Source organism: Pseudomonas sp. PLB05, assembly GCF_021106615.1.
Taxonomy (GTDB): domain Bacteria; phylum Pseudomonadota; class Gammaproteobacteria; order Pseudomonadales; family Pseudomonadaceae; genus Chryseomonas; species Chryseomonas benzopyrenica.
In genome coordinates this window covers 12,651-25,119 of sequence record NZ_JAJOHO010000001.1, presented here as the reverse complement: position 1 = coordinate 25,119, position 12,469 = coordinate 12,651, and the positions used below count along the sequence as shown (strand labels likewise).

The following is a 12,469-nucleotide window of genomic DNA, read 5'->3' as shown; positions in this document are numbered from 1 at the left end:
GTCACCAGACCATCACAGAGGCTTCCTACAGTCGCCGCTCCCGTGATTAATCAAGGAAGCTTTGCGCATGAGCACTTTCACGAGCGACGACCGTAACCGTAATGAAAGCGGCAACGAACCGCTGGACGCCGTCGTCGACCGTTACCTGTCGCGCCGCAGCGTCATGAAGGGCGGCCTGGGCGCTGCGATCGCCATGATCGCCGGCGGCGGGCTGACCGCCTGCTTCGACGGCGGTGGCGGCTCGAACGACGATCCGGCTCCCAGCCAGCCGACCCCGGCGCCGCAGCTCAAGCTTGGCTTCGAATCCATCCGCGGCGCGCGCCTCGACGCCATCGTCCTGGCAGCCGGCTACAGCGCCCGCACCCTGGCGCCCTGGGGTACCCCGCTGAACAACCTGGCCAACGCCTGGCGCAGCGATGGCAGCAATACCTCCACCGACCAGGCCAACGCGGCCGGCATGCACCACGACGGCATGCACTTCTTCCCGCTGAACAACTCCAGCAGCGACGGCCTGCTGGCCATCAACTACGAATACATCGACCAGAAGGTGCTGCACCCCAACGGCCCGACCACCACCAACGGCAAGCGCCCCGCCGAGGAAGTGCGCAAGGAAATCAACGCTCATGGCGCGGCGGTGATCCGCATCCGCAAGGTCGACGGCATCTGGCAGGTGGTCACCAACGACGCCCTGAACCGTCGCTTCACCAGTGCCACGCCGATGGAAATCGCCGGTCCGCTGCGCGGCAACGCCAACCTGATCACCCCCTACTCGCCCGATGGCACCCGTACCCGCGGTACCAACAACAACTGCGGCAACGGCTTCACCCCCTGGGGCACCTACCTCACCTGCGAGGAGAACTGGCCGGGCATCTTCATCAACAAGGGCACCCTGCCGGTCGACCAGAAGCGCATCGGCATCACCAACAAGAGCAACTACGGCTGGGAGACGCCGGCGGGTGACGCCAGCGAGGTGGACAACGAATTCCGCCGCTTCGACCTGACCCCCACCGGCGCCAGCGCGACCCAGGACTTCCGCAACGAAGCCAGCGGCTACGGCTACATCGTCGAGATCGATCCCTACAACAGCGCCGCGCCCGCCACCAAGCGCACCGCCATGGGCCGCTTCCGCCACGAGGGCTCGGCCTACGGCATTCCGGTCGCCGGCCAGCCGCTGGCCTTCTACATGGGCGACGACTCGCGCAACGAATACATCTACAAGTTCGTCTCCGCCGCCGCCTGGGATCCGGCCGACGCCAACTCGGCCAACCGCCTGGCCATCGGCGCCAAGTACCTGGACAACGGCACCCTCTACGTCGCCCGCTTCGACGACGGCGGCAACGGCAAGTGGCTGCCGCTGACGGTCAATGCGCCGACCAAGGACGGCCGTACCCTGGGCGCCCTCTATGGCGACCTGGCCGGCATCATCCTCAACACCCGCGGCGCCGCCGATGCGATGGGCGCGACCCCCATGGACCGCCCGGAGTGGACCACCGTCAACCCCTTCACCGGCGAGGTCTACGTCACCCTCACCAACAACTCGGCGCGCACCGCCGCCAACGCCGCCAACCCGCGGGTGCCCAACGTCAACGGTCACATCGTGCGCTGGAAGGACAACAGCAACCAGACCGACTTCACCTGGGACATCTTCGTCTTCGGCTCGGACGCCGGTGCGGCGCCCGACATCAACCGCTCGGGCCTGACCGAACTCAACCAGTTCGCCAGCCCCGACGGCCTGGCCTTCGACAGCCGCGGCATCCTCTGGATCGAGACCGACAACAGCGACAACGCCGTGGCCGAGTACACCAACGACCAGTTGCTGGCGGTCATCCCGGCCCAGGTGGTGGACGGCAGCGGCAAGCAGGTCGCCCTCTCGGCCACCAACCAGACCGCGCTGCGCCGCTTCCTGGTCGGGCCCAACGGCTGCGAGATCACCGGCATCACCTGGACGCCGGACCTCACCACCATGTTCATCAACGTCCAGCATCCGGACAACTGGCCCTTCAGCGAAGTAGCCACCGAGGCCACCCCGGCTGGGACCAAGGTACGCCCCCGCGCCTCCACCGTGGTGATCCAGAAACTCGACGGCGGCCCCATCGGCGTCTGATCGCGTCGGCGATAGCCAGGCTCCCCGGTCGGCGACGACCGCGGGAGCCTTTTGCTTTGTAGCGGATTCGAAATCCGTCCTGTGGCGTTTTCACCTCCTGGCGCCAGATTGACCGTAGGTAGGGCTGAGACTGCTCCATCGTCGAAGCCCAACATTGCCGGCACCCAAGCCCCGCTACGTTAGGCTTCGCTACGCTCAACCCAACCTACGACGAGCGGTGACAACGCCGCTTCAGCGTGCGCTGGCCGCGATCAGCTACTGCAACACCTCAGCCCCACCAGGCCCCGGCACCCAAAGGGTGGTGTCCCGCGTCGCCAGCCAGCGCACCCGTTGCGCCGGCACCGCCGCATGCCAGCGACTCACGCCCTGGGCCGCCAGCTGCCGCACCTGGCGAAAGACCTGGCCATCGCGACGCACCTCGACCCCGAGCAGGAAGTCGCCGCTGTTGAGGATCAGTCGCTGGGTCAACAGGCTGAAGGTCTCCTCCCCTACCCCCGGCAAGGCCTGGCGCAGGGCCTCGACAGTGGCGTAGCCCTGGGCCGGCCGGGCGGTGATCAGCAGTTGCAGCGTCTCCCGTGGCACCTCACCGAGAAACAGCGCCTCCAGCAGCGGCAGGTGGCTCATCCCCAGGGCATTGGCATTGAGGCGCCAGCCTGAGGTTTCCGGCAGCGCGCAGAGTTCGCGCAAGTGCAGATGCCGACCGGGTCGCGCCGGCACGATCAGATCCAGCTCACCTATCTCGGCCAAGGGCAGATTGGGCACCAGCACCGGTGGCGCCAGGCGCAGGGCATCGGGAGTCTCCAGACCGAATTCACGGGTCTCGCCATCGGCATCGACCCAGTCGGCGAGGCGTTCGGCGAAGCCCTCGGCCGTCAGTCCCGGCTCACCCAGCCCACCAGGACGCTGCGCCAGCAGCCGCTTCAGCTGGCGCAAGGCCAGGTCCCGCTCCGGACCGGCCAGGGCGTTGACGTTGAAGCAGCCATGCAGATCGCGCAGCTGGGCACGGACCTGGGCGCCTTCCACCTCATAGGCCAGCACCTCGCCGCTCAGGCTCCGCCAGAACTCGGGGCGCTGCCGCGCGCCAGCTTGCACCAGCCCCTGCGTGACCACCTGCTCGGCGCCAGTCGCCAGCGCCCGCGCCAGGGTCTCGTGCTCCAGCAACCGCGCCCGCTGCAGCTCGGCCCGCCCCTCGGCCAGCAGCACCGGCAACAGCGCCGCCACCAGCGCCAGCGCCCAGAGCGCCATCAGCAGGGCCACGCCCCTTTGTCGCCGCACCCCTGTTCCTCCAGGCAAAAGCGGCATTGGAACCGACTCAGGTTGCAGAATCGTGGCAGTGACGCAGATGCCTGTTGGGCTTCGACGATAGATCCGTCTCAGCCCAACCTACAAAGCCTAGGTAGGTTGGGTTGAGCGCCAGCGAAGCCCAACAATCCAACGCCCAACAAAAAACCCGCCACCAGGGCGGGTTCCTCACCACTAAGGCCTCATCACAGCTTGGCGATGGACACCTCGGTGGATTTGACGAAGGCGATCACCTCGCTGCCCACCACCAGTTCCAGCTCCTTGACCGAGCGGGTGGTGATGACGGAGGTGACGATGCCGGCGGCGGTCTGGACGTCGATTTCGGAGAGCACCGAGCCTTCGATGATTTCCTTGATGGTGCCCTTGAACTGGTTGCGAACATTGATGGCCTTGATGGTCATGGCAAAACTCCTCGGATGAGCGATCAGTAGGCCCAGCGCAGTTGCGTGGGCAGGGGTTGCACGATTTCCGGTAGATCGGGATTGAGCGGTTGCTGCAGCACCCGGGCCAGCACCTCGGCTTCCAGGCGGGCCAGCTGGGCATCGCCGGCGGCCCGGGGGCGCGCCAGGGTGACGTCGAGATCCAGGCCGACATGGCCGTCTTCGATGAGCACCACGCGGTCGGCCAGGGCCACCGCCTCGCCCACGTCGTGGGTCACCAGCAGCACGGTGAAGCCGTGGCGTTGCCAGAGACCTTCGATGAGCTGCTGCATCTCGATGCGGGTCAGGGCATCCAGGGCGCCGAGCGGCTCGTCCAGCAACAGCAGGCGTGGCTGGTGGATCAGGGCACGGGCCAGGGCCACGCGCTGCTTCTGGCCGCCGGACAGCGCCGAGGGCCACTCCTGGGCACGATCGGCCAGGCCGACCGCCGCCAGGGCTTCCAGGGCGCGCGGTTTCCAGTCGCCCTTCAGGCCCAGGCCGACGTTGTCGATGATGCGTTTCCACGGCAGCAGGCGTGCGTCCTGGAACATCAGCCGGGTGTCTTCGCGATGCTCCGCCAGGGGTTCCTTCTGCCCCAGCAGGGTGCCGCCACTGGCGCAGTCGAGTCCCGCCACCAGGCGCAGCAGGGTGCTCTTACCGCAGCCACTGCGACCCACCACGGCAACGAACTGGCCGGCCGGGATTTCCAGATCGATCCCATGGAGCACGGTGCGCTCGCCAAAGGTCTTCACCACCTGTTGCAGCTTCAGGGCGATGCCCCGCGCCAGCGGCGGAACGGCTTGCAGACTGGTCATGCGTGGGCTCCTTTCTGATAGGCCGGGTGCCAGCGCAGCCAGGCACGTTCCAGGCCGCGGGCGGCCAGATCCGCCAGCTTGCCCAGTACGGCATAGAGCAGGATGGCCAGCACCACGATGTCGGTTTGCAGGAATTCCCGGGCGTTCATCGCCAGGTAGCCGATGCCGGAACTGGCGGAAATGGTCTCGGCGACGATCAGCGTCAGCCACATCAGGCCGAGGGCGAAACGTACCCCCACCAGGATGGCCGGCAAGGCACCCGGCAGCACCACGTGCCAGAACAGCCGCGCCCCGGAGAGGCCGTAGCTGCGGGCCATCTCCACCAGCGCCGGGTCGACGTTGCGGATGCCGTGGTAGGTGTTGAGGTAGATGGGGAAAAACACCCCTAGGGCCACCAGGAACAACTTGGCCGACTCGTCGATGCCGAACCAGAGGATCACCAGCGGGATCAGTGCCAGGTGCGGTACGTTGCGCACCATCTGCAGGGTGCTGTCGAGCAGGCGCTCGCCCCATTTCGACAGCCCGGTGATGAAGCCCAGCGCCAGGCCGATGCTGCCGCCGATGGCGAAGCCGATGCCGGCGCGCCAGCCGCTGATGGCCAGGTGTTGCCAGAGCTCGCCGCTCTTGACCAGACTCCAGCCCGCCTCCAGCACCGCCGCCGGCGACGGCAGGATGCGGCTGGAGAGCAGGCCGCTGCTCACCGACAGCTGCCAGGCGGCGAGCAGGGCCACGGGCACCAGCCAGGGCGCCAGGCGCTGCAATTGACGTTCGGTCGTGCTGCTCATGCCCGCCCTCCTCAACTCTGAGCCGCTTTTTGCGGCAGGATGTCGTTGGCCACCATCTCGCCGAAGGGACTCACGTAGTTGGCGCCTTCCACTTGGGTCGGGCGCTTGACCGGCAGGTGCGGGAACAGCAGCTCGGCCACCCGGTAGGATTCCTCCAGATGCGGATAGCCGGAGAAGATGAAGGTGTCGATGCCCAGGGCGGCGTATTCCTTGACCCGCGCGGCCACGGTGGGACCGTCGCCGACCAGGGCCGTCCCGGCACCACCACGCACCAGGCCGACACCGGCCCATAGGTTGGGCGCGATCTCCAGGTTGTCGCGACGGCCCCCGTGCAGGGCGGCCATGCGCTGCTGGCCGACCGAGTCGAAGCGGGCGAAGGCGGCCTGGGCCTTTTCGATGGTGGCATCGTCCAGGTTGGCGATCAGCCGGTCGGCGGCCTTCCAGGCCTCTTCATTGGTCTCGCGGACGATCACGTGCAGGCGGATGCCGAAGCGCACCGTGCGGCCCTGGGCGGCCGCCTTGACCTTGACCGCCTCGATCTTCTCGCGCACCGCGTCCAGGGGCTCGCCCCAGGTCAGGTACAGCTCCACCTGCTCGGCGGCCAGGTCCTGGGCGGCATCGGAGGAGCCGCCGAAATACAACGGTGGGCGCGGTTGTTGCAGCGGCGGATAGAGCAGCTTGGCGCCCTTTACCTGGATGTGCTTGCCGTCGTAGTCCACCGTCTCGCCTTCCAGCACACGACGCCAAATGCGGGTGAACTCCACCGAGGCTTCGTATCTCTCGCTGTGAGACAGGTGCAGGCCGTCGCCGGCCAGTTCGTCGGGATCGCCGCCGGTGACCAGGTTGAACAGCGCCCGGCCGCCGGACAGGCGATCCAGGGTGGCCGCCTGCCGCGCCGCCACCGTGGGCGAGATGATCCCTGGGCGCAGGGCCACGAGGAACTTGAGTTTCTGAGTGACCGGAATCAGCGAAGCGGCCACCAGCCAGGAATCCTCGCAACTGCGGCCGGTGGGGATCAGCACCCCGCCGAAGCCCAGGCGATCGGCGGCCTGGGCGACCTGGGTCAGGTAGCCGTGGTCGACCGCGCGGGCGCCTTCGGCGGTACCTAGGTAGTGGCCATCGCCGTGGGTCGGCAGGAACCAGAAGATATCGAGACTCATAGGGCGTTCTCCAGGAGGCGAAATCAGGGTTGGGCGGCGGCGGTCTGCAGACTGGCGGGCGGGGTCCACACCACGTCGCGGATGACCAGCGGCTTGGGAATCAACTTGAGGGCGGTGAAGGCATCGGCGATCTTCTGCTGTTGCGCAACGACCTCGGGACTGATGAACCGGGCGCCATAGCCCTGCCGCTTGACCACCCGCTCGGCGGTGTCCAGCGGCAGGTTCAGCAGGGGCGCCACCTGGGCAGCGACCTCATCCGGGTGCGCCTTGGCCCACTCGCCCACCGAGCGCACCTCGTCGACGATGGTGCCGACCTGTTCGGGATGGGCCTTGGCGAAGCTGCGGGTGGCCAGATAGAACTGGTGGTTGTCGGCAAGGCCGGTGGCATCGGTCAGGGTACGTGCCTGCAACTGGGTCTCGGCGGCGGCCTGGTAGGGATCCCAGATCACCCAGGCATCCACCGCGCCGCGCTCGAAGGCGGCCCGGGCATCGGCGGGCGGCAGGTACACCGGCTGGATGTCCTGGTAGGGGATGCCGGCCTTGGCCAGTGCCTGCACCAGCAGATAGTGGACGTTGGAGCCCTTGTTCAGGGCGATCTTCTTGCCCTTGAGATCGGCCAGCGAGCGGATCGGCGAATCCTTGGGCACCAGGATGGCTTCGCTGGTGGGCGCCGGCGGCTCATGGGCCACATAGACCAGATCGGCGCCGGCGGCCTGGGCGAACACCGGCGGTGTCTCCCCGGTCACGCCGAAGTCGATGCTGCCGACATTGAGGCCTTCCAGCAGCTGGGGGCCGCCGGGGAATTCGGTCCACTGCACCTTGACGCCGTCCTTGGCCAGGCGCTGCTCCAGGGTGCCGCGGGCCTTGAGGGTGATCAGGGTGCCGTACTTCTGGTAGCCGATGCGCACCGTCTCTTCCGCCTGCGCCAGGCCGGCGGCCAGGGTCAGCAGGGAAACGGCGAGCAGCGAACGGGTGAAGGAGAACTGCATGACTGAGGCTCCGGGTCAGATGCCCCAGCGCGCCTGGCCGATACGATCGGCCAGCAGCTCGGGAGTCAGGGGTTGGGGACGCCGCACCAGGGCCGCGTGAAATTGTTCGAGGGATTCGTGGAGGCGCTGCTCCAGCGCCGGGGTCAGGGCGACGCCGGTCTCGGTGTAGCTGACCTGGCTGTCGTCGGCGAAGACGCCATTGAGGATTTCCTGGGCCTTGAGCGCCGAGAGCACCGGCTTCAGTGCATAGTCGATGGCCAGCAGGTGACCGCTGGAACCGGCGGTGGCCAGGGGCAGCACCACCTTGTGGGTCAGGGCCCGCTCGGGCAGCAGGTCCAGCAGGGTCTTGAGGGCGCCGGCCAGGGAGGCCTTGTACACCGGGGTGGCGATCACCAGGCCATCGGCGGCCTGCAGCTGGGCGATCAGCTCCACCACCGGCGGGCTGTCGAAACGGGCGCCGATGAGGTCGGCGGCGGGAAAGTCCTGGATACGCCAGCGCGACAACTCCACGCCACGCGTCTGCAGCCAGTTCGCCGCCAGATCCAGCACACCGGTAGAGCGCGAACGCGCTCCCGGACTGCCTGCCAAAGTCACCACCTGCATCGCCGCCTCCAGGATAAAAAGGAGCGGTGTCGCGCCGCTCGAAAAGGATTGAGCGGACCTTAGCAAGGGGCACTTATTCCCTAAAAATACCCTTTAGGCACTTGGTTATAACCAGAAAACAAAAACCCCGGCCAGGGCCGGGGTTTTCTTGTCACCAGAGGTGTCAGCGATTGGGCTGCGGGGTCAGGCGCAGATAGGGCTTCACCGCGGTGTAGCCCTTGGGGAAACGCCGCTTGAGCTCTTCTTCGTCCTTGAGCGACGGCACGATGACCACGTCATCGCCATCCTTCCAGTTGCCCGGGGTCGCCACCTTGTGATTGTCGGTAAGTTGCAGGGAATCGATCACCCGCAGGATCTCGTCGAAGTTACGTCCGGTACTGGCCGGATAGGTGATCGACAGCCGCACCTTCTTTTGCGGATCGATGATGAACAGCGAGCGCACCGTGAGGGTGTCGTTGGCATTGGGATGGATCATGTCGTAAAGGGTCGACACGCTGCGATCGGCGTCGGCCAGGATTGGAAAGCCCACGGCAGTGGCCTGGGTTTCCTCGATGTCCTTGATCCAGCCTTGGTGCGATTCCAGACCGTCCACCGAGAGGGCGATCACCTTGACGTCGCGCTTGGCGAATTCGTCCTTGAGCTTGGCGGTGAGGCCCAGTTCGGTGGTGCAGACCGGGGTGAAGTCGGCCGGGTGGGAGAAGAGCACGCCCCAGCTGTCGCCCAGCCACTCGTGGAAGCGGATGCGACCCAGGCTGGAATCCTGTTCGAAATCGGGGGCGATATCGCCCAGACGGATGGTCATTGGCAGTTCTCCTGATGCAGGTAGGGATAGCGGCACTATGCCGCCCATCAGCATGGGCGGGAAAGATCGGATCACGCTGTGGTTATAACGCGAAAGATGGCCCATCCAGGGCCATCCACTAGCGGCTACACCCTGTGCCGCGTGATCATCCTCACAATTTCGCCGCGCTTTTTCCACCCAAGCGCAGCGGCCGCTAGGGTGCTACACCTAAGGAAGATCGACGGACCGCAATTCGGCCGAACGGGGCAACCCGCAGCGCTCGGCATGGTCTGTTGGCAAGACGAGGAGGAGATTCTCATGTTCGGCAAACGCAATGACGACCCCGGTGCCAGCACCCATTTCCGTAGCGAGCGCGTCAGCGTGGTCAACGGCCAATTCTTCTTCACCACCCGCGAGGGCACCCTGGAAGGCCCCTTCTTCAGCCGCGAAGAAGCCCTCAACCAGATCGATCGCTATGTCGAGCGGCTGCAGACCGCCCAGGGCCTGATGCGCCAATCCGTCAGCAACATCTGACCGCCTGTCCTCGATCCTTTAGACTGCGCGCCCTGAACTCCAGGCCGCGCCGCTCATGACCGACTTCCAGCACGCCCAGCTCGACTGGGACGCCTCCGGGCAACCGTTCTCCCGCGCCTATGGCGATGTCTACTTTTCCCGTGCCAGCGGCCTGGAAGAAACGCGCTACGTCTTTCTGCAGCAAAATCGCCTGGGCGAGCGCTTCGCCGCGTTGACGGCAGGAGAGGTCTTCACCATCGGCGAAACGGGCTTTGGCACCGGCCTCAACTTCCTCTGCGCCTGGCAACTGTTCGATGCCGTGGCGCCCAAGGATGCGCGCCTGCATTTCGTCAGCGTCGAGCGCTTTCCACTGACCGCCGCCGATCTCGCCCAGGCACTGACCCTCTGGCCAGAACTCGCCCCCTACAGCGCGGCGCTGCAGCGGCAGTACCAGGCCATCCATCCGGGCTTCCAGCGTCTGATCCTGGACAACGGGCGCGTCACCCTGACCCTGCTGGTCGGTGATGTGCTGGAGCGCCTGCCCGAGCTGGATGCCCGTTGCGACGCCTGGTTCCTGGATGGCTTCGCCCCGGCCAAGAATCCCGAGATGTGGACGCCCGCGCTGTTCGCCGAACTGGCGCGGCTGTCCCACGCCGGCACCACCCTGGCGACCTTCACCTGTGCCGGCTTCGTCCGTCGCGGGCTGAAAGAGGCCGGCTTCGCCATGGCCAAGGTGCCTGGTTTCGGTCACAAGCGGGAGATGCTGGCCGGCGTGCTGGAGCGTCCTGTCACCCCGCCCCAGCTGCCCTGGTATGCCCGGCCACCGTGCCCCCAGGGACCGCGCACGGCACTGGTCATAGGCGCTGGTCTCGCCGGATGCGCCACCGCCGCCAGTCTTGCCCGCCGCGGCTGGCAGGTCAGGGTCGTCGAACGCCATGGCGCCCCAGCCCAGGAAGCCTCGGGCAATCCCCAGGGCGTGCTCTACCTCAAGCTGTCCGCTCACGATACCCCGCTGAGCCGACTGATCCTCGACGGCTTCGGCCTGACCCTGCGCGAGCTCCAGGCCCTGCCTCCGGGCGCTGCCTGGTCCCCTTGCGGGGTGCTGCAACTGGCGCTGACGGCCAAGGACGCCCAGCGGCAGGCGCAATTGGCGGCGCACTTCCCCGCCGATCTGCTGCAACCGCTGGATAGGGAAGCCGCCAGCAATAGGGCCGGCATCGGTCTGACGGCGGGCGGCCTGTTCTTTCCGGAAGGGGGCTGGGTGCATCCGCCCGCCCTGTGCGCGCACTGGCTGGCCCATCCGGCGATCGAACTGCTCACCCATACCGAGGTGACGGCGCTGCGGCAAACCGAGCACGGCTGGCAGGTCAGCACCCGAGGTGCCACGCTGGAAGCGACGGTGGTCGTGGTGGCCAGCGCCGCCCAAGCCAGGACGCTGCTGCCCGACCTGCCGCTCAAGGCCATTCGTGGACAATTGTCCGCGCTGCCGGAAACGCCAGCCAGCCAGCCACTGGCAACCGTAGTCTGCGGCGAAGGCTATCTCGCGCCGGCCCGTGACGGTCAGCATTGCCTGGGCGCCAGCTTCGTCTTCGACCGGGACGATACCGAGCCCAGTCAGGCGGAACACCAGAGCAATCTGCAGCTGCTCGCCGAGCTGTCACCCAAGCTGGCCGCCGGCTACCAGGCCGAGACCCTGGACGGCCGGGTGGCCTTTCGCTGCACCTCGCCCGACTACCTGCCCCTGGTCGGCCCGGTCGTGGATCAGGACCGCTTCGCCCAGCATTACCAGGCGCTGACCTATGATGCCCGCCAGGTGCCCGAGCAGGCAGCACCCTGGCGTACCGGGCTCTATGTGAATCTGGCCCACGGCTCGCGTGGGCTCGTCACCACCCCATTGGCCGCCGAACTGCTGGCGGCCTGGCTGGAAGACGAACCCCTGCCAGTGGCACGACGGGTGGCCGAAGCCTGCCACCCCAATCGCTTTCCCCTGCGCCGGCTGATTCGCGGCGGCTAGATGATCGCCAGCGGACTCTTGGCTTGCGGCGGCGGGAAGGCGCCATCGAGCAGGGCGAAGTCTTCATCGCCCAGACGCAGATCCAGGGCCCGCGCATTCTCTTCCAGATGTCCAGCGTCGCCGGCCTTGGGAATGGCGATCACGCCCGGCTGACGCAGTACCCAGGCCAGGGCGATCTGCGCCGGGGTAGCCTGATGCCGTTCGGCCAGGGTAGCCAGGGTCGGGTGTCGCAGCAGATCGCCACCCTGCCCCAGCGGACAATAGGCCATCAGCGGCATCTGCTGACGCTGGCACCAGGGCAGCAGGTCGTGCTCGATGCCGCGCTGCTCCAGGTTGTAGAGCACCTGATTGGCGCTGCAGCGGTCGTCGTTCAGCTCCAGCATGTCGCTGGTGTCGAGGTTGGACACGCCCCAGTGACGGATCTTGCCTTCGTCGCGCAGCTTCTCCAGCGCCATGACCGTCTCGATCAGCGGCACCTGGCCGCGCCAGTGCAGCAGATAGAGGTCGATGACCTCGGTGCCCAGGCGCTTCAGGCTACGTTCGCAGGCCAGGGGTACGCCCGCTTCGGTGGCGTTCTTCGGATAGAACTTGCTCACCAGGAAGACCTCGTCACGCCGTCCGGCGATAGCCTCACCCACCAGCTCCTCGGCGCGGCCTTCGCCATACATCTCGGCGGTGTCGATCAGGGTGAGTCCCAGGTCCAGCCCCTGGCGCAGAGCACTGACCTCCTGGCGGTGCAGGTCGGCGTTTTCGCCCATGCGCCAGGTACCCTGTCCCAGCGCCGGAACGGTAGTGCCATCGGGCAAGCGAACGGTTTGAGCGGTATTCATGGACGCATCCTTCTCATGGGTGTTGCCGTTAGAACGCCAGCGCGACGCCGATTCTCCCGGTCATCCGCCAAACGGCAGCCAACGTCTTCCCACAGGCCCTGTGACCTGACGTCGCACTGGTAAAGTACGCCTATAAGGATTCCAAGAATAACCA

The 12,469-nt window shown here is 66.8% G+C and carries 12 protein-coding genes; 3 read left to right on the top strand and 9 right to left on the bottom strand.

What is annotated here, in order from left to right; translation table 11 throughout:
* Positions 1 to 67 precede the first annotated feature (67 nt).
* Positions 68 to 2,104 carry a PhoX family protein gene (locus LRS53_RS00125; protein WP_231354387.1) on the top strand — a complete coding sequence of 679 codons (2,037 nt, stop codon included), beginning with the start codon at positions 68 to 70 and terminating at the stop codon, positions 2,102 to 2,104.
* A 255-nt stretch (positions 2,105 to 2,359) separates the two neighbouring features.
* Here the strand turns inward: LRS53_RS00125 and gspK are convergent, their stop codons facing one another.
* From gspK to LRS53_RS00085, 8 genes are all read right to left on the bottom strand, one after another.
* Entirely contained in the window at positions 2,360 to 3,379 is a 1,020-nt protein-coding gene (gene gspK / locus LRS53_RS00120; protein WP_231354385.1) for a type II secretion system minor pseudopilin GspK, read from the bottom strand.
* A 212-nt stretch (positions 3,380 to 3,591) separates the two neighbouring features.
* Complete coding sequence (locus tag LRS53_RS00115; protein ID WP_010795839.1) at positions 3,592 to 3,807, bottom strand: TOBE domain-containing protein; 216 nt, start codon at positions 3,805 to 3,807, stop codon at positions 3,592 to 3,594.
* Between the two features lie 23 nt (positions 3,808 to 3,830).
* Positions 3,831 to 4,640 carry an aliphatic sulfonates ABC transporter ATP-binding protein gene (gene ssuB / locus LRS53_RS00110; protein WP_231354382.1) on the bottom strand — a complete coding sequence of 270 codons (810 nt, stop codon included), beginning with the start codon at positions 4,638 to 4,640 and terminating at the stop codon, positions 3,831 to 3,833.
* Complete coding sequence (gene ssuC / locus LRS53_RS00105; protein WP_093255924.1) at positions 4,637 to 5,425, bottom strand: aliphatic sulfonate ABC transporter permease SsuC; 789 nt, start codon at positions 5,423 to 5,425, stop codon at positions 4,637 to 4,639. The genes ssuB and ssuC overlap by 4 nt, the downstream gene beginning before the upstream one ends.
* 11 nt (positions 5,426 to 5,436) lie before the next feature.
* Positions 5,437 to 6,585, bottom strand: coding sequence for an FMNH2-dependent alkanesulfonate monooxygenase (gene ssuD, locus LRS53_RS00100; protein WP_017639829.1), 1,149 nt, complete (start codon positions 6,583 to 6,585; stop codon positions 5,437 to 5,439).
* Between the two features lie 23 nt (positions 6,586 to 6,608).
* Positions 6,609 to 7,574, bottom strand: coding sequence for a sulfonate ABC transporter substrate-binding protein (locus LRS53_RS00095; RefSeq protein WP_231354379.1), 966 nt, complete (start codon positions 7,572 to 7,574; stop codon positions 6,609 to 6,611).
* Between the two features lie 15 nt (positions 7,575 to 7,589).
* Complete coding sequence (gene ssuE, locus LRS53_RS00090) at positions 7,590 to 8,177, bottom strand: NADPH-dependent FMN reductase (RefSeq protein ID WP_064309467.1); 588 nt, start codon at positions 8,175 to 8,177, stop codon at positions 7,590 to 7,592.
* A gap of 163 nt (positions 8,178 to 8,340) precedes the next feature.
* Positions 8,341 to 8,979, bottom strand: a complete 639-nt coding sequence (locus LRS53_RS00085) for a peroxiredoxin (RefSeq protein WP_059315912.1) — start codon at positions 8,977 to 8,979, stop codon at positions 8,341 to 8,343.
* A gap of 297 nt (positions 8,980 to 9,276) precedes the next feature.
* On the opposite strand from LRS53_RS00085, the gene LRS53_RS00080 reads away from it, so the two are divergent.
* Together LRS53_RS00080 and mnmC are read left to right on the top strand one after the other, a co-directional pair.
* Positions 9,277 to 9,492: a DUF6316 family protein gene (locus LRS53_RS00080; protein WP_231354376.1), complete on the top strand. Its 216-nt coding sequence runs from the start codon at positions 9,277 to 9,279 to the stop codon at positions 9,490 to 9,492.
* Between the two features lie 55 nt (positions 9,493 to 9,547).
* Entirely contained in the window at positions 9,548 to 11,485 is a 1,938-nt protein-coding gene (gene mnmC / locus LRS53_RS00075) for a bifunctional tRNA (5-methylaminomethyl-2-thiouridine)(34)-methyltransferase MnmD/FAD-dependent 5-carboxymethylaminomethyl-2-thiouridine(34) oxidoreductase MnmC (RefSeq protein ID WP_231354374.1), read from the top strand.
* Here mnmC and LRS53_RS00070 read toward each other — a convergent pair.
* On the bottom strand, positions 11,482 to 12,315 hold the full coding sequence (locus tag LRS53_RS00070) for an aldo/keto reductase (RefSeq protein WP_093255913.1): 834 nt from the start codon (positions 12,313 to 12,315) through the stop codon (positions 11,482 to 11,484). The genes mnmC and LRS53_RS00070 overlap by 4 nt on opposite strands.
* Positions 12,316 to 12,469 lie beyond the last annotated feature (154 nt).

Excerpts from the sequence above, each read along its gene's own strand:
- LRS53_RS00125 (WP_231354387.1), top strand. The coding sequence starts at position 68 with ATGAGCACTTTCACGAGCGACGACCGTAACCGTAATGAAAGCGGCAAC.
- LRS53_RS00115 (WP_010795839.1), bottom strand. The coding sequence starts at position 3,807 with ATGACCATCAAGGCCATCAATGTTCGCAACCAGTTCAAGGGCACCATC.
- ssuB (WP_231354382.1), bottom strand. The coding sequence starts at position 4,640 with ATGACCAGTCTGCAAGCCGTTCCGCCGCTGGCGCGGGGCATCGCCCTG.
- ssuC (WP_093255924.1), bottom strand. The coding sequence starts at position 5,425 with ATGAGCAGCACGACCGAACGTCAATTGCAGCGCCTGGCGCCCTGGCTG.
- ssuD (WP_017639829.1), bottom strand. The coding sequence starts at position 6,585 with ATGAGTCTCGATATCTTCTGGTTCCTGCCGACCCACGGCGATGGCCAC.
- LRS53_RS00095 (WP_231354379.1), bottom strand. The coding sequence starts at position 7,574 with ATGCAGTTCTCCTTCACCCGTTCGCTGCTCGCCGTTTCCCTGCTGACC.
- ssuE (WP_064309467.1), bottom strand. The coding sequence starts at position 8,177 with ATGCAGGTGGTGACTTTGGCAGGCAGTCCGGGAGCGCGTTCGCGCTCT.
- LRS53_RS00085 (WP_059315912.1), bottom strand. The coding sequence starts at position 8,979 with ATGACCATCCGTCTGGGCGATATCGCCCCCGATTTCGAACAGGATTCC.
- LRS53_RS00080 (WP_231354376.1), top strand. The coding sequence starts at position 9,277 with ATGTTCGGCAAACGCAATGACGACCCCGGTGCCAGCACCCATTTCCGT.
- mnmC (WP_231354374.1), top strand. The coding sequence starts at position 9,548 with ATGACCGACTTCCAGCACGCCCAGCTCGACTGGGACGCCTCCGGGCAA.
- LRS53_RS00070 (WP_093255913.1), bottom strand. The coding sequence starts at position 12,315 with ATGAATACCGCTCAAACCGTTCGCTTGCCCGATGGCACTACCGTTCCG.